Origin of the sequence: Kitasatospora sp. NPDC004669 (genome assembly GCF_040609455.1) — a bacterium.
GTDB lineage: Bacteria > Actinomycetota > Actinomycetes > Streptomycetales > Streptomycetaceae > Kitasatospora.
The window spans coordinates 11,777-35,157 of sequence record NZ_JBEXKB010000005.1 but is presented as its reverse complement, the minus strand read 5'-3'; the positions used below and the strand labels follow the sequence as shown (position 1 = coordinate 35,157).

At 71.5% G+C, this 23,381-nt stretch carries 19 protein-coding genes; 14 read left to right on the top strand and 5 right to left on the bottom strand.

The genetic code is table 11. The features are described 5' to 3' along the window. The first annotated feature begins 26 nt into the window (after window positions 1-26). Window positions 27-2,462 (top strand): bifunctional (p)ppGpp synthetase/guanosine-3',5'-bis(diphosphate) 3'-pyrophosphohydrolase, encoded by a 2,436-nt coding sequence (locus ABZW30_RS06110; protein WP_355669832.1) that lies wholly within the window; start codon window positions 27-29, stop codon window positions 2,460-2,462. Between the two features lie 95 nt (window positions 2,463-2,557). Here ABZW30_RS06110 and ABZW30_RS06105 read toward each other — a convergent pair whose 3' ends face one another. After that, a complete protein-coding gene (locus tag ABZW30_RS06105) occupies window positions 2,558-3,787 on the bottom strand; it encodes a DUF349 domain-containing protein (RefSeq protein ID WP_355669831.1) in 1,230 nt (409 codons plus the stop codon). Between the two features lie 264 nt (window positions 3,788-4,051). Next, on the bottom strand, window positions 4,052-4,900 hold the full coding sequence (locus ABZW30_RS06100) for a peptidylprolyl isomerase (RefSeq protein WP_355669830.1): 849 nt from the start codon (window positions 4,898-4,900) through the stop codon (window positions 4,052-4,054). Window positions 4,901-5,135: 235 nt separating this feature from the next. Here ABZW30_RS06100 and ABZW30_RS06095 point away from each other — a divergent pair, with 235 nt between their 5' ends. The 7 genes from ABZW30_RS06095 (at window position 5,136) to rpsD (ending at window position 12,909) form a co-directional block, all read left to right on the top strand. Beyond that, the gene (locus tag ABZW30_RS06095; RefSeq protein WP_355669829.1) at window positions 5,136-5,843 is read left to right on the top strand and encodes an MBL fold metallo-hydrolase; all 708 of its coding nucleotides are present in this window, start codon (window positions 5,136-5,138) and stop codon (window positions 5,841-5,843) included. A gap of 11 nt (window positions 5,844-5,854) precedes the next feature. After that, window positions 5,855-7,117: a histidine--tRNA ligase gene (gene hisS, locus ABZW30_RS06090; protein ID WP_355669828.1), complete on the top strand. Its 1,263-nt coding sequence runs from the start codon at window positions 5,855-5,857 to the stop codon at window positions 7,115-7,117. After that, window positions 7,114-8,904, top strand: coding sequence for an aspartate--tRNA ligase (gene aspS / locus ABZW30_RS06085; RefSeq protein ID WP_355669827.1), 1,791 nt, complete (start codon window positions 7,114-7,116; stop codon window positions 8,902-8,904). Before hisS ends, aspS begins: the two co-directional genes overlap by 4 nt. 94 nt (window positions 8,905-8,998) lie before the next feature. Beyond that, the gene (locus tag ABZW30_RS06080) at window positions 8,999-9,526 is read left to right on the top strand and encodes an N-acetyltransferase (RefSeq protein WP_355669826.1); all 528 of its coding nucleotides are present in this window, start codon (window positions 8,999-9,001) and stop codon (window positions 9,524-9,526) included. 112 nt (window positions 9,527-9,638) lie between these two features. Beyond that, a complete protein-coding gene (ppk2, locus tag ABZW30_RS06075; protein WP_355669825.1) occupies window positions 9,639-10,457 on the top strand; it encodes a polyphosphate kinase 2 in 819 nt (272 codons plus the stop codon). A gap of 85 nt (window positions 10,458-10,542) precedes the next feature. Next, window positions 10,543-11,892 (top strand): replication-associated recombination protein A, encoded by a 1,350-nt coding sequence (locus ABZW30_RS06070; protein ID WP_355669824.1) that lies wholly within the window; start codon window positions 10,543-10,545, stop codon window positions 11,890-11,892. A 402-nt stretch (window positions 11,893-12,294) separates the two neighbouring features. Beyond that, window positions 12,295-12,909: a 30S ribosomal protein S4 gene (gene rpsD, locus ABZW30_RS06065; protein ID WP_270148363.1), complete on the top strand. Its 615-nt coding sequence runs from the start codon at window positions 12,295-12,297 to the stop codon at window positions 12,907-12,909. Window positions 12,910-13,013: 104 nt separating this feature from the next. Here the strand turns inward: rpsD and ABZW30_RS06060 are convergent, their stop codons facing one another. Both ABZW30_RS06060 and ABZW30_RS06055 read right to left on the bottom strand, forming a co-directional pair. Next, entirely contained in the window at window positions 13,014-13,331 is a 318-nt protein-coding gene (locus tag ABZW30_RS06060) for a tetratricopeptide repeat protein (protein WP_355669823.1), read from the bottom strand. 48 nt (window positions 13,332-13,379) lie between these two features. Continuing rightward, window positions 13,380-15,593, bottom strand: a complete 2,214-nt coding sequence (locus ABZW30_RS06055; protein ID WP_355669822.1) for a regulator — start codon at window positions 15,591-15,593, stop codon at window positions 13,380-13,382. Window positions 15,594-15,814: 221 nt separating this feature from the next. Between ABZW30_RS06055 and ABZW30_RS06050 the strand changes: the two genes are divergently transcribed. The 5 genes from ABZW30_RS06050 (at window position 15,815) to mltG (ABZW30_RS06030) (ending at window position 21,301) form a co-directional block, all read left to right on the top strand. Then, entirely contained in the window at window positions 15,815-16,294 is a 480-nt protein-coding gene (locus ABZW30_RS06050; protein ID WP_355669821.1) for a DUF948 domain-containing protein, read from the top strand. A 4-nt stretch (window positions 16,295-16,298) separates the two neighbouring features. Continuing rightward, window positions 16,299-16,721, top strand: coding sequence for a DUF6167 family protein (locus ABZW30_RS06045; RefSeq protein ID WP_355669820.1), 423 nt, complete (start codon window positions 16,299-16,301; stop codon window positions 16,719-16,721). Then, window positions 16,721-19,390: an alanine--tRNA ligase gene (alaS, locus tag ABZW30_RS06040; protein WP_355669819.1), complete on the top strand. Its 2,670-nt coding sequence runs from the start codon at window positions 16,721-16,723 to the stop codon at window positions 19,388-19,390. Before ABZW30_RS06045 ends, alaS begins: the two co-directional genes overlap by 1 nt. Further along, entirely contained in the window at window positions 19,390-19,872 is a 483-nt protein-coding gene (ruvX, locus tag ABZW30_RS06035; protein ID WP_355669818.1) for a Holliday junction resolvase RuvX, read from the top strand. Before alaS ends, ruvX begins: the two co-directional genes overlap by 1 nt. Before the next feature lie 196 nt (window positions 19,873-20,068). After that, window positions 20,069-21,301 carry an endolytic transglycosylase MltG gene (mltG, locus tag ABZW30_RS06030; RefSeq protein ID WP_355669817.1) on the top strand — a complete coding sequence of 411 codons (1,233 nt, stop codon included), beginning with the start codon at window positions 20,069-20,071 and terminating at the stop codon, window positions 21,299-21,301. Window positions 21,302-21,486: 185 nt separating this feature from the next. Here the strand turns inward: mltG (ABZW30_RS06030) and ABZW30_RS06025 are convergent, their stop codons facing one another. Then, a complete protein-coding gene (locus ABZW30_RS06025; RefSeq protein WP_355669816.1) occupies window positions 21,487-21,885 on the bottom strand; it encodes a hypothetical protein in 399 nt (132 codons plus the stop codon). Here ABZW30_RS06025 and mltG (ABZW30_RS06020) point away from each other — a divergent pair. Further along, window positions 21,856-23,352, top strand: a complete 1,497-nt coding sequence (gene mltG / locus ABZW30_RS06020) for an endolytic transglycosylase MltG (RefSeq protein ID WP_355669815.1) — start codon at window positions 21,856-21,858, stop codon at window positions 23,350-23,352. The two genes, ABZW30_RS06025 and mltG (ABZW30_RS06020), sit on opposite strands and share 30 nt — an antisense overlap. The last annotated feature ends 29 nt before the right edge of the window (window positions 23,353-23,381 follow it).

Genomic DNA, 23,381 nt, shown 5'->3' with positions numbered 1-23,381 from the left:
CGGCCCCGGTGCCCCGAGGAGTGTCCTTGCCCGACGAGGTTGTGCCCACGGCCGAAGCGGCCACCCCCGAAAACCGTCCCACGCCCTCGGGGGCCACCCCGGCACGCCCGACGCCGACCTCCTCGCGCCCGCTCGCCCCGCTCGGCCGCGGCTCCGGTACCGGCGGCGGCATGCGCGCCCGGCTGGCCCGTCTCGGCGGCCAGCGCTCCAGCGTGCTGAACCCCGTCCTGGAGCCGCTGTTCCGCTCGATCCGGGCGAACGACCCCAAGGCCGACCCGGCGCTGTTGCGCGACATCGAGCGCGCCTACGCCGTCGCCGAGAAGTGGCACCGCGGGCAGAAGCGCAAGAGCGGCGACCCGTACATCACCCACCCGCTGGCCGTGGCGACCATCCTCGCCGAACTCGGCATGGACGCCGCGACGCTGATGGCCGGGCTGCTGCACGACACCGTCGAGGACACCGACTACGGCCTGGAGACCCTGCGCAAGGACTTCGGCGACCCGGTGGCCCTGCTGGTCGACGGCGTCACCAAGCTCGACCGGGTCAAGTTCGGCGAGGCCGCGCAGGCCGAGACCGTCCGCAAGATGGTCGTGGCGATGGCCAAGGACCCGCGCGTCCTGGTGATCAAGCTGGCCGACCGTCTGCACAACATGCGCACCATGCGCTACCTCAAGCGGGAGAAGCAGGAGAAGAAGGCCCGCGAGACGCTGGAGATCTACGCCCCGCTGGCGCACCGGCTGGGCATGAACACCATCAAGTGGGAGCTGGAGGATCTCGCCTTCGCGATCCTCTACCCCAAGATGTACGACGAGATCGTCCGACTGGTCGCCGAGCGCGCCCCCAAGCGGGACGAGTACCTGGCGACCGTCATCGACCAGGTCCAGTCGGACCTGCGCGGCGCCCGGATCACCGCCTCCGTCACCGGCCGGCCGAAGCACTACTACTCGGTCTACCAGAAGATGATCGTCCGGGGCCGGGACTTCGCCGAGATCTACGACCTGGTGGGCATCCGGGTCCTGGTCGACACCGTCCGCGACTGCTACGCGGCGCTGGGCACCATCCACGCGCGGTGGAACCCGGTGCCGGGGCGGTTCAAGGACTACATCGCGATGCCCAAGTTCAACATGTACCAGTCGCTGCACACCACGGTGATCGGTCCCGGCGGCAAGCCCGTCGAACTCCAGATCCGCACCTTCGACATGCACCGGCGGGCCGAGTACGGCATCGCCGCGCACTGGAAGTACAAGCAGCGCGCGGTCGCCGGGGCGTCCAAGGTGCGCACCGACACCCCGACCCAGGTCCGCAAGGACGACAAGGCCGGCGCCGTCAACGAGATGGCCTGGCTGCGGCAGCTGCTGGACTGGCAGAAGGAGACCGCCGACCCGGGCGAGTTCCTGGAGTCGCTCCGCTTCGACCTGGCCAGCAACGAGGTCTTCGTCTTCACCCCCAAGGGTGACGTGATAGCCCTGCCGGCCGGGGCGACCCCGGTCGACTTCGCCTTCGCGGTGCACACCGAGGTCGGCTACCGGACCATAGGGGCCCGGGTCAACGGACGGCTGGTGCCGCTGGAGTCGACCCTGGAGAACGGCGACACCGTCGAGGTGTTCACCTCCAAGGCGGAGAACGCCGGCCCGTCCCGGGACTGGCTGGGCTTCGTCAAGTCGCCGCGCGCCCGCAACAAGATCCGCGCCTGGTTCTCCAAGGAGCGCCGGGAGGAGGCGATCGAGCACGGCAAGGAGGCGATCGTCCGGGCGATGCGCAAGCAGGGCCTGCCGATCCAGCGGATCCTGACCGGCGACTCGCTGGTCACCCTGGCCCACGAGATGCGCTACCCCGACATCTCCTCGCTCTACGCCGCCATCGGCGAGGGGCACGTCGCCGCGCAGAACATCGTCCAGAAGCTGGTCCAGGCGCTCGGCGGCGAGGAGGGCGCGACCGAGGACCTCGCCGAGACCGCGACCCCGACCCACGACACCCGCCGGGCGGTCCGCCGCCGGGCCAAGGGTGATCCGGGCGTGATCGTCAAGGGCGTCGAGGACGTCTGGGTCAAGCTCTCGCGTTGCTGCACCCCGGTGCCGGGCGACCCGATCGTCGGCTTCGTCACCCGCGGCAACGGCGTCTCGGTGCACCGCGCCGACTGCGTCAACGTCGAGTCGCTGAGCCAGCAGCCCGAGCGGATCATCGAGGTCGAGTGGGCGGCCACCCAGTCCTCGGTGTTCCTGGTGGCCATCCAGGTCGAGGCGCTGGACCGCTCCCGCCTGCTCTCGGACGTCACCCGGGTGCTCTCCGACCAGCACGTCAACATCCTGTCGGCGGCGGTCCAGACCTCCCGGGACCGGGTGGCGATGAGCCGCTTCACCTTCGAGATGGGCGACCCCAAGCACCTGGGCCACGTGCTCAAGGCGGTGCGCGGTGTCGAGGGCGTGTACGACGTCTACCGCGTCACCTCCGCCCGCAAGTGACGGCGGCATGAGGAAGGCCCCCGGGGTGCTCCCCGGGGGCCTTCCTCGTTTCGAACCTCAGCAGGCCTCAGCAGGCCCCAGATGGTCCAGCCGGCTCAGCCGCTGAACTCCTCCTGGCTCTTGTGCGCCTGCTCCAGCAGGGTCTGCACGCCCGCCAGCTCGGACTCCAGCTTGGCGGCCCTGGCGGTGTTTCCGGCCGCACGGGCCTTGTCCAGGTCGGCATGGATCTTGTCGGCCTTGGCCTGGAACAGGCCCACCATGCCGGCCGCGCGGGCCTTGGCCTCCGGGTTGGAGCGCTTCCACTCGGCGTCTTCGGCCTCGCGGATCGCCCGCTCGACCGCGTTCAGCCGGCCGTCCAGCTTCGGACGGACGTCGCGCGGCACGTGCCCGATCGCCTCCCAGCGCTCGTTGACGTCGCGCAGCGCGGCCTTGGCGGCCTTCAGGTCGGTGATCGGCAGGATCGCCTCGGCCTCGCCCGCCAGCGCCTCCTTGAGCTTCTGGTTGGCGACCTGCTCGGCGTCCCGCTCGCTGAACACCGAGGAACGGGCCTGGAAGAAGACGTCCTGAGCGCCGCGGAACCGCGCCCACAGCTCGTCCTCGATGTCGCGCTGCGCCCGGCCGGCGGCCTTCCAGCGCGCCATCAGGTCGCGGTACGCGGCCGCGGTGCTTCCCCACTCGGTGGACGAGGACAGCGCCTCGGCCTCGGCGACCAGCGCCTCCTTGGTCTGCCGGGCCTGCTCGCGCTCGGCGTCCAGGGTGGCGAAGTGTGCCTTGCGGTGCTTGGAGAAGACCGAGCGGGCGTGCGAGAAGCGGTGCCACAGCTCGTCGTCGCTCTTGCGGTCCAGCCGCGGCAGGCCCTTCCAGGTGTCCACCAGGGCGCGCAGCCGGTCCCCGGCCTCCCGCCACTGGGTGGACTCGGCGAGCTGCTCGGCCTCGGAGACCAGGGCCTCCTTGGCGGAGCGGGTCTCGTCCTGGGCCTTGGCGCGGGCGGCCTTGCGCTCCTCCCGCCGGGTCTCGATCTCACCGGCGAGCGTGTCCAGCCGCTTGGCCAGCGCGTCCAGGTCGCCCACCGCGTGCCCCTCGACCACCTGCGCGCGGAGGTGCTCCAGCGCGGTCTGGGCGTCCTTGGCGGCCAGGTCGGTGGTGCGCACCCGCTTCTCCAGCAGGCCGATCTCCACCTCGATGCCCTGGTACTTGCGCTCGAAGTAGGCGAGGGCCTCCTCGGGCGAGCCGGCCTGCCAGGAACCCACGACGCGTTCGCCGTCGGCGGTCCTGACGTACACCGTGCCCTGCTCGTCCACACGGCCCCACGGGTCGCTGCTCATAGCGCGTCCTCCACATGACGTCGCGCCCGCGCCGGGGCGGCGCGCGTCCGTCGTCCACAGTTGATGTGCGGCGGACCGATGAGTCCGCCGTCCCCGTCCGCCGTGTCCTGCTGCCGCGGGTGACGGCTTGGCGGGTCCGGGCACCCTATACAACGCCAACATAGGCGACCAGGCCCGGTGCTGTCCGCATCCGGGCCGGGCGATTTCGGTCCGGGGCCGGGCGGGGGCGCCTGGAGCGCCCGCCGCCGGTGGCCCCGGGATCGGTCAACCCTTGGACACGGTAACCGAGTTGAAAGTGACGTCGGCCATCGGGTGGCCGTCCGGGGCGCCCTCCAGGGTGCCCGCGGCGGCGATCTTCTGGACCACGTCCAGGCCACCGGTGATCTTGCCGAAGGGGATGTACTTCGGGGGCAGCTGGGTGTCCTTGTAGACCAGGAAGAACTGGCTGCCGTTGGTGTCCGGGCCGGAGTTGGCCATCGCCACGGTGCCCGCGGGGTAGGTGGCGCCGGTCAGGTTCTCGTCCTTGAACTTGTAGCCGGGCCCGCCCATGCCGCCCGGGACGGTCGCGCTGGCGGTCGGGTCGCCGCACTGGAGCACGAAGATGCCGTCCGTGGTGAGGCGGTGGCACTTGGTGTGGTCGAAGTACTGCTCACCGGCCAGGAAGCTGAAGGAGTTCACGGTGTGCGGCGCCTTCGCCGCGTCCAGCGTGATCGTCACCTTGCCGCAGTTGGTGTCCAGCGCCATGGTGTACGAGCCGCTCGGGTCGATCGACATGGCCGGCTCGGTCTTGAACTGCTTGCCGTTGGGCGCGCCCGGCGCCGGGGCGGCGCAGCCCTCGACCGGCTTGCGGGTCGGGGTGGTCGACTCGGTGGGCACGGCCTGGGTCGGCGCGGCCTGGGCGGAGGAGGCGGCCGAAGCGCTCTTGTCCTTGTCCGAGCCGAACGCGCCGGTGGCGAACAGCGTGCCGCCGCCGGCCAGCACCACGACGGCGAGCGAGGCGCCCATGATCGTGTTGCGGCGCTTGCGGGCGGCCGCCACCTCGGAACGGCGCTGCATCTGGCGCTCGTACTTCTCGCGGGCGAGCTGCCGCCGCCGCTGTTCGCTGCTGACCACCGGCCGTGTCTCCTGAGGATGTGCGGAAAGAGTGGATGGATTCCGAAGCGGATCATCGCATCCATCGGCGGCCAAGTGTAGGGACCGGGCCCGTAAGAACGGGGTGAACCAGTCGGACGGCCCGGCCCGCCACCGCTATCTGGTTCGCAACCGGACCCGGCCCGCCGGTAGGCTGCCCTTACACATCACTACTGGTAGCCATCGCAGCTTGTCGCCGCACACCCGAAGGACGCGCGTGTTCATCGCCGGATTCCCCGCTGGAGCCTGGGGCACCAACTGCTACCTGGTCGCGCCGGCGGCGGGCGAGGAGTGCGTCATCGTCGACCCCGGCCACCAGGCCGCCCGCGGCGTCGAGGAGCTCATCCGCGAGCACCGGCTCAAGCCCGTCGCCGTGCTGCTCACCCACGGCCACATCGACCACGTCGCCTCGGTGGTCCCGGTCTGCGGCGCCCGCGGCGTCCCGGCCTGGATCCACCCCGAGGACCGGTACATGATGTCCGACCCGGAGAAGGCGATCGGCCGCTCCCTGGGCACCCAGCTGATGGGCGAGCTCACCGTCGGCGAGCCCGACGACGTGCGCGAGCTCACCGACGGCAGCGTGCTGGAGCTGGCCGGCCTGCAGCTCACCGTGGACCACGCCCCGGGCCATACCGGGGGGTCGGTGACCTTCCGGACGCCCGGTGCCGAGGACCTCCCCCCGGTGCTGTTCTCGGGCGACCTGCTGTTCGCCGGCTCCATCGGGCGTACCGACCTCCCGGGCGGGGACAGCGAGGCGATCATGCGCTCGCTGGCCCGGGTGTGCCTGCCCCTCGACGACACCACCGTGGTTCTCTCCGGCCACGGCGGACAGACCACCATCGGCCGCGAGCGCGCCACCAACCCCTACCTCCGACAGGCAGCAGGGGCGGCCGGCGCCCCGGCTTTCCCGCGACGAGGAATGTGACGGAAGAGAAGTTGAGCACCTTCACCGCCCCCAAGGGCACCTACGACCTGCTGCCCCCCAGCTCCGCGACCTTCCTGGCGATCCGCGAGCGCATCGCCGCGCCCGCCCGCCGGGCCGGTTACGGCTACATCGAGACCCCGGTCTTCGAGGACGTGAAGCTGTTCTCGCGCGGTGTCGGCGAGTCCACCGACATCGTCACCAAGGAGATGTTCTCCCTCACCAAGCGCGGCAAGGAGGACCTCGCGCTGCGCCCCGAGGGCACCGCCTCGGTGCTGCGCGCCGCGCTCCAGGCCAACCTGCACAAGCTGGGCAACCTGCCGGTCAAGCTGTGGTACTCCGGCTCGTACTACCGCTACGAGCGCCCGCAGGCCGGCCGCTACCGTCAGTTCTCCCAGGTCGGCGCCGAGGCGATCGGCGCCGAGGACCCGGCGCTGGACGCCGAGCTGATCATCCTGGCCGACGACGCCTTCCGCTCGCTGGGGCTGAACAACTACTCGCTGCTGCTCAACAGCCTCGGCGACAAGCAGTGCCGCCCGGTCTACCGCGCCGCCCTGATCGAGTTCCTGGCCGGCCTCGACCTGGACGAGGAGACCCGCCGCCGCGCCGAGATCAACCCGCTGCGCGTCCTGGACGACAAGCGCGAGTCGGTGCAGGAGCAGTTGGTCGGCGCCCCGATGCTGCGCGACTTCCTCTGCGAGGACTGCAAGGCGTACGACGAGAAGGTCCGCGAGCTGCTCACTGCCAACGGCGTGGCCTTCGTCGACGACCCGAAGCTGGTCCGCGGCCTGGACTACTACACCCGCACCACCTTCGAGTTCGTGCACAACGGCCTCGGCGCCCAGTCCGCGATCGGCGGCGGCGGTCGCTACGACGGCCTGTCCGAGATGATCGGCGGCCCCGCGCTGCCGTCCGTCGGCTGGGCCCTCGGCGTGGACCGCACCTACCTGGCCCTGGAGGCCGAGGGCGTCGTCCTCGACCTGCCGGCCGCCACCTCCGTCTACGCCGTCGCGCTCGGCGAGGAGGCCAAGAACATCCTGTTCGCCAAGGTGACCGAGCTGCGCCGGGCCGGCGTCGCCACCGACCTCGCCTTCGGCGTCAAGAGCATCAAGAACGCCATGAAGTCCGCCGACCGGTCCGGTGCCCGCTTCGCCCTGATCGCCGGGGACCGGGACCTCGCCGAGGGCGTCGTCCAGCTCAAGGACATGAGCACCGGCGAGCAGACCCCTGTCGCCCTCGACGAACTCGTCACCACCCTGAAGGAGAAGCAGCTGTGATCCGCACGCACGACGCGGGCACGCTCCGCCCGGAGCACGCAGGCACCACCGTCACCCTGGCCGGCTGGGTCGCCCGCCGCCGCGACCACGGCGGCGTGGCCTTCATCGACCTGCGCGACGCCTCCGGCACCGTGCAGATCGTGGTCCGCGACCTGGACTCGGTGCACGGCCTGCGCGCCGAGTACTGCGTCAAGGTCGTCGGCGACGTCCGGGTCCGCCCCGAGGGCAACGAGAACCCGGAGATCCCGACCGGCGCCGTCGAGGTCGTGGTCAGCGGGATCGAGGTGCTCTCCGAGGCCGCCCCGCTGCCCTTCCCGGTCGCCGAGTACGAGCCGGGCACGGTCAACGAGGAGGTCCGGCTGCGTTACCGCTACCTGGACCTGCGCCGTGAGGGGCCGGCCAAGGGCCTGCGGCTGCGCTCGAAGGTCAACAACATCATCCGCCGGGTGATGGAGGAGAACGACTTCCTCGACATCGAGACGCCGTACCTCACCCGCTCCACCCCCGAGGGCGCCCGCGACTTCCTCGTCCCGGTCCGCCTGCAGCCCGGCCACTGGTACGCGCTGCCGCAGTCGCCCCAGCTGTTCAAGCAGCTGCTGATGGTCGCCGGCATGGAGCGCTACTACCAGATCGCCCGCTGCTTCCGCGACGAGGACTTCCGCGCCGACCGCCAGCCGGAGTTCACCCAGCTGGACATCGAGGCCTCCTTCGTCGACCAGGAGGACATCCTGGCCCTCGGCGAGAAGATCATCGGTGCCGTCTGGCGCGAGGTGCACGGCTACGAGATCCCCAACCCGCTGCCGCGGATGACCTACGCGGACGCGATGGGCCGCTACGGCTCCGACAAGCCGGACGTCCGCTTCGGCCAGGAACTCACCGACCTCACCGAGTACTTCAAGGGCACCGAGTTCCGCGTCTTCCAGGCCCCGTACGTCGGCGCCGTGGTCATGCCGGGCGGTGCCTCGCAGCCGCGCAAGCAGCTGGACGCCTGGCAGGACTGGGCCAAGGCGCGCGGCGCCAAGGGCCTCGCCTACGTGCTGATCGACGCCGAGACCGGCGAGCTGCGCGGCCCGGTCGCCAAGAACCTCTCCGAGGAGCACCTGGCCGGCCTCGCCGCCGCGGCCGGCGCCAAGAACGGCGACGCGGTCTTCTTCGCGGCCGGCAAGGAGCGCGCCTCGCAGGAGCTGCTGGGCGCCGCCCGTCTGGAGATCGGCCGTCGCTGCGAGCTGATCGACGAGTCCAAGTGGGCCTTCCTCTGGGTCGTCGACTTCCCGATGTTCGAGCCGATCGAGGACGACAAGGGCCAGTTCCAGGGCTGGCACGCGGTGCACCACCCGTTCACCGCCCCGACCGCGGAGTCGCTGGCCACCTTCGACACCGACCCGGGCTCGGCGCTGTCCAACGCCTACGACCTGGTCCTCAACGGTTCGGAGCTGGGCGGCGGTTCGATCCGTATCCACCAGCGGGACGTCCAGAAGCGGGCGTTCGACGCGATCGGCCTCTCCGAGGAGGAGGCGGCCTCGCAGTTCGGCTTCCTGCTGGACGCCTTCAACTACGGCCCGCCGCCGCACGGTGGTGTCGCCTTCGGCCTCGACCGGATCGTCACCCTGCTGGGCGGGTACGACACCATCCGCGACGTCATCGCCTTCCCGAAGACGTCCACCGGTGGTGACCCGCTGACCGGCGCCCCGACCCCGATCACCCCGGCGCAGCGCCGCGAGGCCGGCGTCGACGCCCAGCCGAAGGTCCGTGAGGACGCCAAGGCGGAGGCGCAGCCCAAGGGCTGACGAAGCGTCATCCGCTAACCTTCAACGGCCCCGGACGGTCCACCCACCGTCCGGGGCCGGTCCACAACGGCGTGAGACGCAGGGAGGGTTGATCGTGCAGGTCACCCAGGTCGCGACGAGAGTCGAGAATCCACAGGACGCCCCGGCGACCAGGCGGGTCCACATGGCCGCGTTCCCCGGCCCGGACGAGGCCGATCTGGTGGACGCGCTGCGCCGCGATCCCGCCTGGCTGCCCGGGCTGTCGCTGGTGGCGGTGGACGAGTCCGGCCTGGTGATCGGGCACGCCCTGCTGACCCGGCTGCGGGTCGGCGACGGCGGGGGCGGCGGTGACGCGGTGGCGCTCGCGCCGGTCGCGGTCGCGCCCGAGTGGCAGCGCAAGGGCGTCGGCGAACTCGTCGTCCGGGCCGCGCTTTCGGCGGCCGAGCAGGCGGGGGAGAAGCTGGTGGTCGTCCTCGGCGATCCGCGCTACTACGGCCGGTTCGGCTTCACCCCGGCCGGGCGGCACGAGGTCACCGGCCCGTTCGAGGTGCCGGAGGCGTACTTCCAGGCGCTGCCGCTGGCGGCGTACGACGGCGGCCCGCGCGGGCTCTGCCGCTATCCGGAGCCCTTCGTCGCGGTCTAGCCAGGGCCGGTCCGGGGGCGTGTCCGCTCGTTCCTTCCCTTCGACCTGCGAGGCCACCGTTCTGCGCCTACGGTGAAAGGTCATCGGCAGTAGTCGGACGGAGGACCCGAGGGTGACCACCGAGCAGCGGACCGCGAAGCCGGAGCGACTGGCGAGGAGATCGTACGAGCGGGAGCTGCTGCGACTGCAGCAGGAGCTGGTGAAGCTCCAGGAGTGGGTGCGGGTCGAGGGGGCCCGCGTGGTGGTGGTCTTCGAGGGGCGGGACGCGGCCGGCAAGGGCGGCGCGATCAAGCGGGTCACGGAGTACCTGAACCCGCGCATCGCCAGGGTCGTGGCGCTTCCCACCCCGACCGAGCGGGAGAAGACCCAGTGGTACTTCCAGCGGTACGTCGAACCCCTGCCGGCCGCGGGGGAGATCGTGCTGTTCGACCGCAGCTGGTACAACCGGGCCGGGGTCGAGCGGGTGATGGGCTTCTGCACCGACGAGGAGTACTGGCAGTTCCTGCACCAGTGCCCGACCTTCGAGCAGATGCTGATCGAGGCGGGCATCCTGCTGCGCAAGTACTGGTTCTCGGTGAGTGACACCGAGCAGGAGCGGCGGTTCCGGGACCGGCTGGAGGACCCGATGAAGCGCTGGAAGCTCTCCCCGATGGACGTCGAGTCGATCAAGCACTGGGAGGACTACTCGCGGGCCAAGGACGAGATGTTCCTGCACACCGACACCCCGGACTCGCCCTGGCACGTGGTGGAGAGCGACGACAAGCGCCGGGCCCGGATCAACATGATCGCCCACCTGCTCTCCACCGTGCCGTACCACGAGATCACCCCGCCGAGGATCGAGCTGCCGCCCCGCCCGGCCCCGCGCGGTTACCAGCGGCCTCCGCGCGACATGCAGAAGTACGTCCCGGACCACGCCGCCGGGCTGGACTAACGGGTCGTCCGGACGGACGCGTGGTGTTGCCACCGCCGTCCGCCGCACGGGCAAGGGTGTCGGCGGCCTCGCATAGGCTTCCGGTGTGGACGAACCGGACCTCTTCACCGCCGCCGCCGAGGAACGCCAGAGCAAGGAGCCCGGGCGGGCACCCCTGGCCGTACGGATGCGCCCGCGCACCCTGGACGAGGTGGCCGGGCAGCGGCAGCTGCTGAAGCCCGGGTCCCCGCTGCGGCGGCTGGTCGCGAACTCGCGCGGGCCCGCGGCCACCAGTTCGGTGATCCTCTGGGGGCCGCCCGGCACCGGCAAGACCACCCTCGCCCATGTGATCAGCCAGGCCGTGGAGGGCCGCTTCGTCGAGCTGTCCGCGATCACCGCCGGGGTCAAGGAGGTCCGGGCGGTGATCGACGGCGCCCGGCGGGCGGTCGGCATGTCCGGCAAGGAGACGGTGCTCTTCCTGGACGAGATCCACCGCTTCTCCAAGGCCCAGCAGGACTCGCTGCTGCCGGCCGTGGAGAACCGCTGGGTCACCCTGATCGCGGCCACCACCGAGAACCCGTACTTCTCGGTGATCTCCCCGCTGCTGTCCCGCTCGCTGCTGCTCACCCTGGAGTCGCTGACCGACGAGGACATCCGGGTGCTGCTGCGCCGCGCGGTGGCCGACGAGCGCGGCCTGGAGGGCGCGCTGGAGCTGACCGCGGAGGCCGAGGACCACCTGGTGCGGCTGGCCGGCGGGGACGCCCGGCGGGCGCTCACCACGCTGGAGGCGGCGGCCGGGGCGGCGCTGGAGAAGGGCGAGGCGAGCATCACGCTGGCCACCACCGAGACGGCCGTCAACCAGGCGGCGGTGCGCTACGACAAGGACGGCGACCAGCACTACGACGTGGCCAGCGCGCTGATCAAGTCGATCCGCGGCAGCGACGTGGACGCCACCCTGCACTACCTGGCCCGGATGATCGAGGCGGGGGAGGACCCGCGGTTCATCGCCCGGCGGCTGATGATCTCGGCCAGCGAGGACGTCGGCCTGGCGGATCCGACGGCACTGCAGACGGCGGTGGCGGCGGCCCAGGCGGTGGCCCTGATCGGCTTCCCGGAGGCCCGGATCATCCTGTCCCAGGCGGCGATCGCGCTCGCTCTGGCGCCCAAGTCCAACTCGGCGTACCTGGCGATCGACGCGGCGCTGGCGGACGTCCGGCAGGGCCTGGCGGGGGCGGTGCCGCCGCACCTGCGGGACGCCCACTACGGCGGTGCGGGCAAGCTCGGCCACGGCAAGGGCTACCAGTACCCGCACGACCTGCCGGAGGGCATCGCGGCCCAGCAGTACGCGCCGGACGCGGTGCACGGCCGGGAGTACTACCAGCCGAACCGGCGCGGCGGCGAGGTCCGGTACGCGGACACCGTGGAGTGGACGCGCGGTCGGCTGCGGGGGGAATAGGGACCGTCGTCGCTATGTACAATGGCCATCTGCCTTCGGGCAGCGGTCAGGGCTTGGCCGTCATGAGCCTGCCTAGCAGGTGAGTGAGAAGTCCTCCCATTCGTGGGAGGAAGGAGTCACGTCCCGGGACGGCGGTGTGGGGAAACCCGAACCGACCGGCCACACCAGCGGGACAACGCTCAGAGGCTTTCTGGCCTCCAGGAGCGTCGCGCACCGTTTCGGTGTCGCGTGCAGCCCACCAGCCTCGGTTCGGTGGGCCACACGCGTGCTTGCACTTTGTGCCCGGCTCCGGAGAGCGGCTGATCCCTTCGCGCAGGCGTCGGGGTTTTCTCCGGGTCGCGACATGCGACCTCCGTCAACACCTGGTGAAAGCCGTATTCGTAAGCAAGGAAGGTTTGGTTCATGGCGAACCAGAAGCGTCCCAAGGTCAAGATCGCTCGTGCGCTCGGCGTGCCGCTGACCCCGAAGTCCGTCAAGTACTTCGAGGCCCGCCCGTACCCGCCCGGCCAGCACGGCCGTGGTCGCAAGCAGAACTCGGACTACAAGGTCCGTCTGCTCGAGAAGCAGCGTCTTCGCGCCCAGTACGACCTGAGCGAGAAGCAGCTGTCGCGTGCGTTCGACCGCGCGAAGAAGGCCGAGGGCAAGACCGGTGAGGCGCTCGTCGCCGAGCTGGAGACCCGTCTGGACTCGCTGGTGCTGCGTTCGGGCATCGCCCGTACCATCTACCAGGCCCGCCAGATGGTCGTCCACGGCCACATCGAGGTCAACGGTGGCAAGGTCAACAAGCCGTCGTTCCAGATGAAGCCGGGCTACGTGGTCACCGTCCGCGAGCGCAGCAAGGAGAAGGTCCCCTTCCAGGTCGCCCGTGAGGGTGGCTACGCGGGTGAGGGCCAGACCCCGAAGTACCTCGAGGTCAACCTGAAGGCCCTGGCCTTCCGCCTGGACCGTGCGCCGCAGCGCAAGGAGGTCCCGGTGATCTGTGACGAGCAGCTGGTCGTCGAGTACTACTCGCGCTGACCCGCGCTCGGTTCCGCGGTTCGCGGAACCACCAGCGAGCCCCCGTCGCCTTTCGAGGCGGCGGGGGCTCGCTGCTTCTCGCCCGGGGCCTGGAGGCCGGGGCCCTAGAGGTCCTCGCCGGTCATCGCGGCGACCAGCCGCAGGTGCGGGCGGGCCTCCTCGGCGCGGCCCTGGCGCTCGAGGGTGCGGCCGAGCATCAGCCGGGCGTAGTCCTCGGCCGGGTCGAGGTCGAGGATCCGGCGCAGTTCGGCCTCGGCGCGGCCGAGCTGGGCGGAGTGGTAGTAGCTGCGGGCCAGCAGCAGCCGGACGGAGAGGTTGGCCGGCTCCTCGGTCAGCACGCCTTCGAGCATGCGGGCGGCATCGGCGTACGCCTTGGACTCGAAGTAGAAGTTCGCGAGGCGGTACTCGTCGTGGACGGCCATGGTGCTCCTTCCGGGTGGTTACTTGCCTCCTCAAGCAATGGACAAGTTTCAACTATTCCGCACCGGCGAGGGAGCCGGCGCGGGCGGCACCGAGAAGGGGCCCGGGCCCGGCTCCGGGCCGTCCGTGGAGTCCCCGCCGCCGAGCGCCCGGGAGACGGCGGCGTCCAGGTCCAGCCGGGTGCCGGCCCGGTAGCAGTCCTCGTACTCCTGCTCGGTCAGCCCGGCCCGGGCCCGCTCGGCGCACTCCTGGTGGGTGCCGAAGAAGGAACGCGAGCCCAGGAAGGGGTTGCCGACCGCGCGCCAGATCCGGTGCGCGGCGCCCTGCAGCACCCGGGCCTCGCACAGGTCGGCCGGCTCGCCCGGGCCGTCCGGCTCGGTCTCCAGCAGCGCCAGCAGGTCGATCCCCAGCACGATGCCGAGCAGGTCGCGGAAGAGGCGGTTCAGCCGGACGCACTCCCTGGCCAGGGCCCGGGCCGGCTGGACCGCGCCGTCCAGGTAGTGCGAGTACGCCGTCGCGTACAGCGCGTAGGCGTACGCCCACTGCTCGCCGTGCTGCTCGCACACCTCGCGGGCCTGGCCGAACCAGAGCTCGCCGCTGTCCAGGTCGCCCTGGAACAGGTAGGCCAGGCCCAGCTCGATCATGGCCATCACGACGTTGCTGTTGAGCTCGCCGATGGTCCGGTAGTGCCAGAGCGCCTCCTCGAACAGCTCGGAGGCGCGCCCCGGGTCGTCGCCGATCAGGGCGACGCAGCCCTGGCGGTGGACGGCGTAGGCGAGCGCCCGGTCGTCGCCGGTGTCCAGGGCCTGGCGGCGGCACTCCTCCAGCGCCGGACGGGCCGAGCGGAGGTCGCCCTGCAGGGTGGCCATGTAGCCCGTCACCCAGAGGGCCTTGGCCCGGACCTCGGTGGGTTCGCGGTCCAGGGCGAGCGCGCGGTTCAGCCAGTGTCGGCCCTCGCCGAGGTGGCCGCAGCCGACCCAGTAGAACCACAGGGTGCCGGCCAGCAGCAGGGCGATCTGCTCCTCGCCGGGCTCGGCGAGGCAGAACTCCAGCGCGGCGCGCAGGTTGGTGTGGGCGAGCCGGGTGCGCTCGGCGGTCTCGGCCTGCCGGGGGCCGAACCACTCGACCTCGCCCCAGGTGGCGACGCCCAGATACCAGTCCCGGTGGCGGCGCAGGAGCCGCGGCTCCCCGCCGGCGGCGCGCAACCAGTGGCCGCCGTACTCGCGCAGGGTGTCCAGCAGGCGGAAGCGGACGCCGAAGGCGCTGTCCTCGCGCAGCACGACGGACTTGGCGACGAGTTCGTCGAGCAGGTCGAGCACTTCCTCGGGCTCGATGCCGTCGCCGGCGCAGACGTACTCGGCGGCCTCCAGGCCGAAACTGCCGGTGAAGACCGACAGGCGGGCCCAGAGTAAACGTTCCTGCACTGTGCAGAGCTCATGGCTCCAGCCGATCGTGGTGCGCAGGGTCTGGTGTCGGGGCAGGGCTGTCCGGCAGCCCCCGGTGAGCAGCCTGAAGCGGTCGTCCAGCCGGGCGGTGATCTGCTCCACCGACAGCGCCCGCAGCCGCCCGGCGGCCAGCTCCACGGCCAGCGGGATGCCGTCCAGCCGGCGGCAGAGCAGGCCGACCGCCTCCGCGTTGGCCTCGGTCACCTCGAAGGGGGGCAGCACCGCCCGGGCCCGGTCGGCGAACAGCTGCACCGCGTCCGGCAGCACGCCCGCCGGCCTGTTCGGCGGCGGGCCGACCGGCAACGGCGCCAGGGTCCGCACGTGCTCGCCCGAGGTCCGCAGAGCGGAGCGGCTGGTGGCCAGTACCCGCAGCCCGGGCAGCGCGCGTAGCAGCGCGTCGGTCAGCTCGGCGCAGGCCTCCACCAGGTGCTCGCAGCCGTCCAGCACCAGCAGTAGGCGGCGCCCGGCCAGCCGCTCGCCCAGGACGTCCAGCGGCGGGCGGGCGGTGCCGTCGGTCAGCCGCAGCGCCTCCAGGACGGCGTGGCCGAGCAGCAGCGGGTCCTGCACCGGGGCCACGTCCACCAGCCAGGTGCCGTCCGGGAAGGCGCCGGCCGCCCGGGCCGCGGCACGCAGCGCGAGCCGGCTCTTGCCCACCCCGCCGGGCCCGGTCACGGTCACCAGCCGGGCGCCGGCCAGCAGCCCCGCCAGCTCGGCCAGTTCCCGCTGCCGCCCGACGAAGCCGGTCACCTCGGCGGGCAGCCGGCCGGGCTCCGGCTCGCGCGGCCACGCCTCGGGCTGTGCTGTCCAGTCGCCGGCCAAGCGCTGCTCCCCGTCGTTCCGGGCCCGGACCGTCGCGGTCCGGACGTGCGTCGGGCCGTACGGGCGACGGCCCGCCTGGCAGAACGAGGTGACCGGCCGGTAGGTTACGCGCGCTGTTCGCACACCCGGGCGAGGCCACGGGCGACAACCCGGTCCGGAAACCGGGCGTGGGCGCGATAGGGTTCGGTCTGGAGAACAGCAAGGCGAGGGAGCGCGCAGAAGTGTCCGTGGGAGAGCTGGCCGGATTGCTCGTCGCCGTGTTCTGGGCGGTCCTGGTCACCCTGCTCGCCGTGGTGCTGGTCCGCCTCTCCCGGGTGCTGAAGGAGGCCACCGTCCTGGTCTCCGCGGTCACCGAGCAGGCCGTGCCGCTGCTGAGCGAGGCGGGCGCCGCGGTGCGCAGCGCCAACGAGCAGCTGGAGCGGGTCGACGAGATCACCGCCAACGTGCAGGACGCCGCCGCCAACGCCAACGCGCTGTCCTCCACCGTGGCGGCCACGCTGGGCGGACCGCTGGTCAAGGTCGCGGCCTTCAGCTACGGCGTCCGCAAGGCCGTCGCCAAGCAGCAGGGCGCACTGCCGACCGTGCCGACGCAGCCCGGTGAGCGCGAGGAGCTGGCCCGGCTGATCAGGGCCGAGGTGCGCGCCGCGACCGCACCCAGGAACGGCCTGCTCTCCCGGGTCCGGCGCGTGGTGAGAGGCTGACGACATGGCACGCATCTTCTGGATGGCGGTCGGCGCCGGCGCCACCGTCTGGGCCATGAAGAAGGCCAACGAGGCCGCGCAGCGGCTCACCCCGGACAGCCTCTCCGGCACCGCCGCGCGCGGTGCGCTGCACCTGGGCGACCTCGCCAAGCAGTTCGCCCAGGACGTGCGGGCCGGCATGACCGAGCGCGAGGAGCAGCTGAAGGACGACCTCGGACTGCGCGGCACCGCCGTCGTCGAGCCCCGCAACACCCGCCGGGTGCTGCGCGGCGAGCCGCAGTACCGAGCTATCTCGGCGGCGCCCGGCAGCCCGGCCGCCGCCCTGCCCCCGCCTCGCGGTCCCCGCACCGCGCCCGAAGCCATCGAAGAGACGCCCCGCCGCGCCCTGCCGCCGCGGGGCGGTACCCCGAACCGGAAGGACCACTAATGGAGTCGGCTGAGATCCGCCGCCGCTGGCTGCGCTTCTTCGAGGAGCGCGGCCACACCGTCGTTCCGTCGGCGTCCCTGGTCGCCGACGACCCCACCCTGCTGCTCGTCAACGCCGGCATGGTGCCGTTCAAGCCTTACTTCCTGGGCGAGGTCAAGCCGCAGTTCTCGCGCGCCACCAGCGTCCAGAAGTGCGTGCGCACCCTGGACATCGAGGAGGTCGGGAAGACCACCCGGCACGGCTCCTTCTTCCAGATGTGCGGCAACTTCTCCTTCGGCGACTACTTCAAGGAAGGCGCCATCAAGTTCGCGTGGGAGCTGCTCACCACTCCCGTCGCGGACGGCGGCTACGGCCTGGAGAAGGAGAAGCTCTGGATCACCGTCTACAAGGACGACGACGAGGCCGAGCAGATCTGGCGTGACGTCATCGGCGTGTCCGCCGAGCGGATCCAGCGCCTCGGCATGAAGGACAACTTCTGGTCGATGGGCGTCCCCGGCCCGTGCGGCCCGTGCTCGGAGATCAACTACGACCGCGGCCCCGCGTACGGCGAGGAGGGCGGCCCGGCCGTCAACGGCGAGCGCTACCTGGAGATCTGGAACCTGGTCTTCATGCAGTACGAGCGCGGCCACGGCGACGGCAAGGACGGGTTCGAGATCCTCGGCGACCTGCCGAGCAAGAACATCGACACCGGCCTCGGCCTGGAGCGCCTCGCCGCCATCCTGCAGGGCGTCGACAACCTCTTCGAGATCGACACCAGCCGGATGATCCTCGACCGCGCCGCCGAGCTCACCGGCCACACCTACGGTGCCGACCGCAAGTCGGACGTCTCGCTGCGCGTGGTCACCGACCACATCCGCACCGCGCTGATGCTGGTCGGCGACGGCGTCACCCCCGGCAACGAGGGCCGCGGCTACGTGCTGCGCCGCATCCTGCGCCGCGCCATCCGCAACATGCGCCTGCTGGGCGCCACCGAGCCGGTGGCCAAGGAGCTCATCGACGTCGCGATCAAGGCGATGGCCCCGCAGTACCCTGAGCTGGAGAGCGACCGCAAGCGCATCGAGACGGTCGTCATCGGCGAGGAGGCCGCCTTCCTGCAGACCCTGAAGGCCGGCACCAACCTGCTGGACGCCGCGGTCACCGAGACCAAGCAGTCCGGCGGCGTGGTGCTCTCCGGCGAGCAGGCGTTCAAGCTGCACGACACCTACGGCTTCCCGATCGACCTCACCCTCGAGATGGCCGAGGAGCAGGGCCTCCAGGTGGACGAGTCCGGCTTCCGCCGTCTGATGCAGGAGCAGCGGGACCGCGCCAAGGCGGACGCCAAGGCCAAGAAGATGGGCCACGCCGACGTCGCCGCGTACCGCGACGTCGCCGACAAGTCGGGCGCCAGCGTCTTCACCGGCTACACCCTGACCGAGGGCGAGGCCACCGTGGTCGGCCTGCTGGTGGACGGCGTCCCGTCGCCGGCCGCCTCCGAGGGCGACGAGGTCGAGATCATCCTCGACCGCACCCCGTTCTACGCCGAGGGCGGCGGCCAGCTCGCCGACCACGGCCGGATCCGGCTGGAGTCCGGCGCGGTGGTGGAGATCCGCGACGTGCAGCAGCCCGTCCCGGGCGTCACCGTGCACTCGGGTGGCGTGCTGTTCGGCGAGGTCGTGCTGGGCGCCTCGGCGTACGCCACGATCGACACCGAGCGCCGCCGGGCGATCGCCCGTGCCCACTCGGCCACCCACCTGACCCACCAGGCGCTGCGCGACGCGCTCGGCCCGACGGCCGCCCAGGCCGGTTCGGAGAACGCCCCGGGCCGCTTCCGCTTCGACTTCGGCTCGCCCGCCGCCGTTCCGGGCAGTGTGCTGGTGGACGTCGAGCAGAAGATCAACGACGTGCTGGGCCGCGAGCTGGACGTCACCGCCGAGGTCATGACGATGGACCAGGCCCGCAAGGCCGGCGCCATCGCGATGTTCGGCGAGAAGTACGGCGACGAGGTGCGGGTCGTCTCGATCGGCGACTTCTCCAAGGAGCTGTGCGGTGGCACGCACGTCGGCAACACCGCCCAGTTGGGCCTGGTGAAGCTGCTCGGCGAGTCCTCGATCGGCTCCGGCGTGCGCCGCGTGGAGGCGCTGGTCGGCGTCGACGCGTACAAGTTCCTGGCCCGTGAGCACACCGTGGTCTCCCAGCTCACCGAGCTGGTCAAGGGCCGCCCGGAGGAGCTGCCGGAGAAGATCTCGGGCATGCTCGCCAAGCTCAAGGACGCCGAGAAGGAGATCGAGCGCTTCCGCGCCGAGAAGGTGCTGGCCGCCGCGGCGGGCCTGGCCGACTCGGCCGAGGACGTGCACGGCATCGCCGTGGTCGCCGCCCAGGTCGCCGACGGCGTGGGCGCGGACGAACTGCGCAAGCTGGTCCTGGACGTGCGCGGCCGCCTGGGCTCGCGCCCGGCCGTGGTCGCCGCGTTCACCGTGGCGGGCGGCCGCCCGCTGACCGTGATCGCCACCAACGAGGACGCCCGCGGCCGCGGCATCAAGGCCGGCGAGCTGGTCCGGACCGCCGCCAAGACCCTCGGCGGCGGCGGTGGCGGCAAGGACGACGTCGCCCAGGGCGGCGGGTCCAACCCGGCCGCGGTCGGCGAGGCCATCGCCGCGGTGCGCGGCCTGGTCGCGGAGCGCGCCTCCTGATGACGGAGCAGGAGCCGAGGCCCTTCCGGCGTGGACGGCGGATCGCCGTCGACGTCGGCGACGCCCGGATCGGGGTCGCGTCCTGCGACCCCGACGGGGTGCTCGCCACGCCGGTGGAGACCGTCCCGGCCGGAGTGAAGTCGCAGGCCCGGATCGCCGCGATCGTCGAGGAGTACGACGCGATCGAGGTGATCGTCGGGCTGCCGCGCTCGCTCAGCGGCAAGGAGGGGCCGGCGGCGGAGAAGGTCCGGGCGTACGCCGCCCGGCTGGCCAACCGGCTCTACCCGGTGTCGGTGCGGCTGGTGGACGAGCGGATGACGACCGTCACCGCGACCCACGGGCTGCGCGCCTCGGGGGTCAAGGCGAAGAAGGGCCGCTCGGTGGTCGACCAGGCCGCCGCGGTGGTGATCCTCCAGACCGCCCTTGAGTCCGAACGGGTGAGCGGACGCCCGCCCGGTGAGAATGTCGAGGCGGTCGGCTGACCGGCCTGCTCTAACGTCCCGTTGAGGGGTCCGTGCGGACGCGTCCGCACGGACCCCTTTTCGTTCGATTCCGTGTCCGTTTCTGGTCGGTACAGATCGATGCAGATTGATGTAGATCGATGTGAGCGACTCGGGGCGACTTGGAGCGACTCGGACTGATTCGGAGCGATTCGGGACCGCCGAGGGGGCGCGAGCCATGACCGACCAGGACTTCCACCCGGGGCTCACCCCAGGGCACCTGGGCGCGCCGGTGCTGGAGCCGGAGGGTCGTCCCCCGGGCGCGCCCCGGCCGCGCTCCGATGCGCCGGATCCGCACCGACGGCGCAACGAACTGGCCTGCGGGCTCACCGCGCTCGCGCTGATCGCCGTGTTCGGCGGGATCGGACTGACCGCCTACACCTGGTTCCAGGGACACCGCACCCCCCCGGCCGCCGCCGACTACGCGGGGCAGGGCAGCGGCAGCGTCCAGGTCTCGGTGCCGGAGGGCGCGGGCCTGTCCCAGATCGCCTCCGCGCTGGTCCGCAACGGGGTGGTGGCCAGCTCGCTCGCCTTCACCAGGGCGGCGAAGGGCAGCGCGGCCGCCGCCGGGCGGATCCAGCCCGGGACGTACACCCTGAAGCAGAAGATGTCGGCGATCTCGGCGCTGGCCGTCCTGATCGACCCGGCCAACGCCAACGGCCTCACCATTCCCGAGGGTTGGCGCGGCTACCAGATCTACGCGGCGATCGACAAGAAGCTGAAGCTGCCCGAGGGCACCACGCAGAGGACGGCCAAGGAGCAGGGCGCCGAGCTTGGCCTGCCGGACTTCGCCAACGGCAGCCCGGAGGGTTACCTGTTCCCCGCGACGTACAGCGTCACCGACGGGACCACCGCGCTGGACATGCTGAAGCAGATGGTCGACCGGGCCGGCAAGGAGTTCAGCCGGGACGACGCCAACGTCGTGGCGCAGACCCTCGGGCAGAGCCTGTACGGGCTGGTCACCGTCGCCAGCATGGTCCAGGGCGAGGCCGACAACACCGAGGACATGGGCAAGGTGGCCCGGGTCATCTACAACCGGCTGGCCAAGGGCATGCCACTGCAGCTGGACTCCACCATCAACTACGCGCTCGGCCGCTCGACCCTGAACACCACGGTCTCCGACACCAAGCTGGCCTCCCCGTACAACACCTACCTGCACCCCGGGCTGCCCCCGTCGCCGATCTCCAACCCCGGGCGGCAGGCGATCATGGCGGCGCTGGACCCGACGCCGGGGGACTGGCTGTACTTCGTGACCGTGAAGCCGGGGGACACCCGCTTCACCGACAGCTTCGAGGTGCAGCAGCGCAACGTGGCGGAGTTCAACGCCGCCCGGGCCGCGGCGAAGCCGAGCCCCACGGGCCCCGGGCCGGCCGCCCCCACGGCCTCGACCACGGGTGCGGCGACGCCGTGACGGTCCGGTGTGTCGACGGTGAGGTCGCTCACTGACGGTATGTCCGCCCGGGCGGGGGTACGGCTGCGGTACGGTAACGTCTCTTCCCAGGCGCTGCGCTAGCACGCCGGTTCGAGAATCAGCCGGGACGGAGTTGTCCCGGACGGCCGGTCCGATCCTCCGGTCGTCACCGTCGGTTAAGGGGATCAATGACCGATCTGGGTCGGGGCTACGGCCCCCAGGGCGAGCCGTGGCACCCCGGTGATCCCGGGTACGGCGGCGGGCAGCCGGTCCCCGGCCAGCAGGACGGCCAGTGGCAGCAGCAGTACTCGCAGCAGGGTCAGCAGGTCCAGCAGCCGTACGGGGGCGTGCAGCAGCAGGCGTATCAGCAGCAGATGCAGCAGCAGGGATACCCCGAGGGGTACCAGCAGCAGGGTCACCCGCAGCAGATGACGGCGCCGCAGCAGCAGGTGCCGCAGCAGGGCTTCGAGCAGGGCTACCCCCAGCAGCAGATGCAGCGGGGACACCCGCAGCAGATGACGGCGCCCCAGCAGCAGATGCCGATGCGGCAGGGCATGCCGCAGCAGCAGATGCAGCAGGGTCACCCGCAGCAGATGACGGCGCCCCAGCAGCAGATGCCGATGCAGCAGGGCATGCCGCAGCAGCAGGTTCAGCAGCAGCCCGCCCAGCAGCAGGTTCAGCAGGCGCCGCAGCAGGCCCGGCCGGCCGCGCCCGCCTCCGGCCCCGGTCCGGACGGGATCGACTGGGAGGCCGAGGCCGCCGCGCTGGAGTCCGGCGCCGGCCCGGTCGGCGGCGCGTACGAGCCCGCGGCCGAGGAGTGGGACGGCCACGAGGACGGGCAGTACGAGGACGGGCACTTCGAGGACGACGGGTACGTCGAGGAGCACGCGGAGGTCGAGGAGACCGGCTTCCTCGGCGAGCAGGACGACTCCCGCGAGGCCAAGAAGAAGCGCAAGGAGAAGGGCAAGAAGGCCGGTCGCCGCAACGGCGGCGCCTGCCTGCTGGTCGCGCTGGTGCTGCTCGGCGCCGTGGGCGGCGCCGGCTGGTGGGGCTACGGCTTCTACCAGAAGAACTTCGGCCCGCCGCCGGACTTCACGGGTGACGGCAGCGGTTCCGTCCAGGTCGAGGTCAAGCAGGGCGCGGTCGGCGGGCAGATCGGTCTGGCGCTGAAGAACGCCGGTGTGGTCAAGAGCGTCGACGCGTTCACCAAGGCCTGCAACGCCGACACCAAGTGCGGCACCATCCAGCCCGGCTTCTACGGGATGAAGAAGGAGATGTCGGCGGCCGCCGCGCTCAAGGAGCTGCTGGACCAGGCGGGCGGCGCGGCCATCGTGATCCCGGAGGGCAAGAACTCCTCCGAGATCTTCGCGATGATCGACACCAAGCTGAAGCTGCAGAAGGGCGCCACGGCGAACGTCGCCAAGGCCCAGGTGAACGACCTCGGCCTGCCCGGCTACGCCCAGGGCAACGTCGAGGGCTTCCTCTGGCCGACCCGCTACAACATCGCCGACGGCATGAAGCCCGAGGAGTTGCTCAAGCAGATGGTGAAGAACGCCACCGACAAGTACGCGAGCCTGGACGGCCAGGCCGCCTCGGTGGGCCTCAAGAACGCCTACGAGGTGATCACCGAGGCCAGCATCCTGCAGCGCGAGGGCAACAACACCGCGGACTTCGCCAAGATGGCCAAGACCATCCAGAACCGCCTGGCCAACGAGCCCGAGACCCACCACCGCCTCGGCATGGACACCACGCTGCAGTACTCGCTGGGCCGCAAGGAGCTCACCAAGAGCGACATGGACAACGCGTCCAACAAGTACAACACCTACGTCAACCCCGGCCTGCCGCCGACGCCGATCTCCAACCCCGGCGACGACGCGATCAACGCGGTGCTGCACCCGGCGGACGGCAAGTGGCTGTACTTCATCGCGATGTCCCCGACCGAGACCCGCTTCGCCGAGACGGCCAAGGAGCACTACGCGAACGTCAAGGAGTACTGCCTGGCGGCCGGCAACGGCTTCGACGAGGCCCGCGGTCACTGCACCACCAAGTAGCCCTGGCCAGACGGTAGTTCACGGAGAGG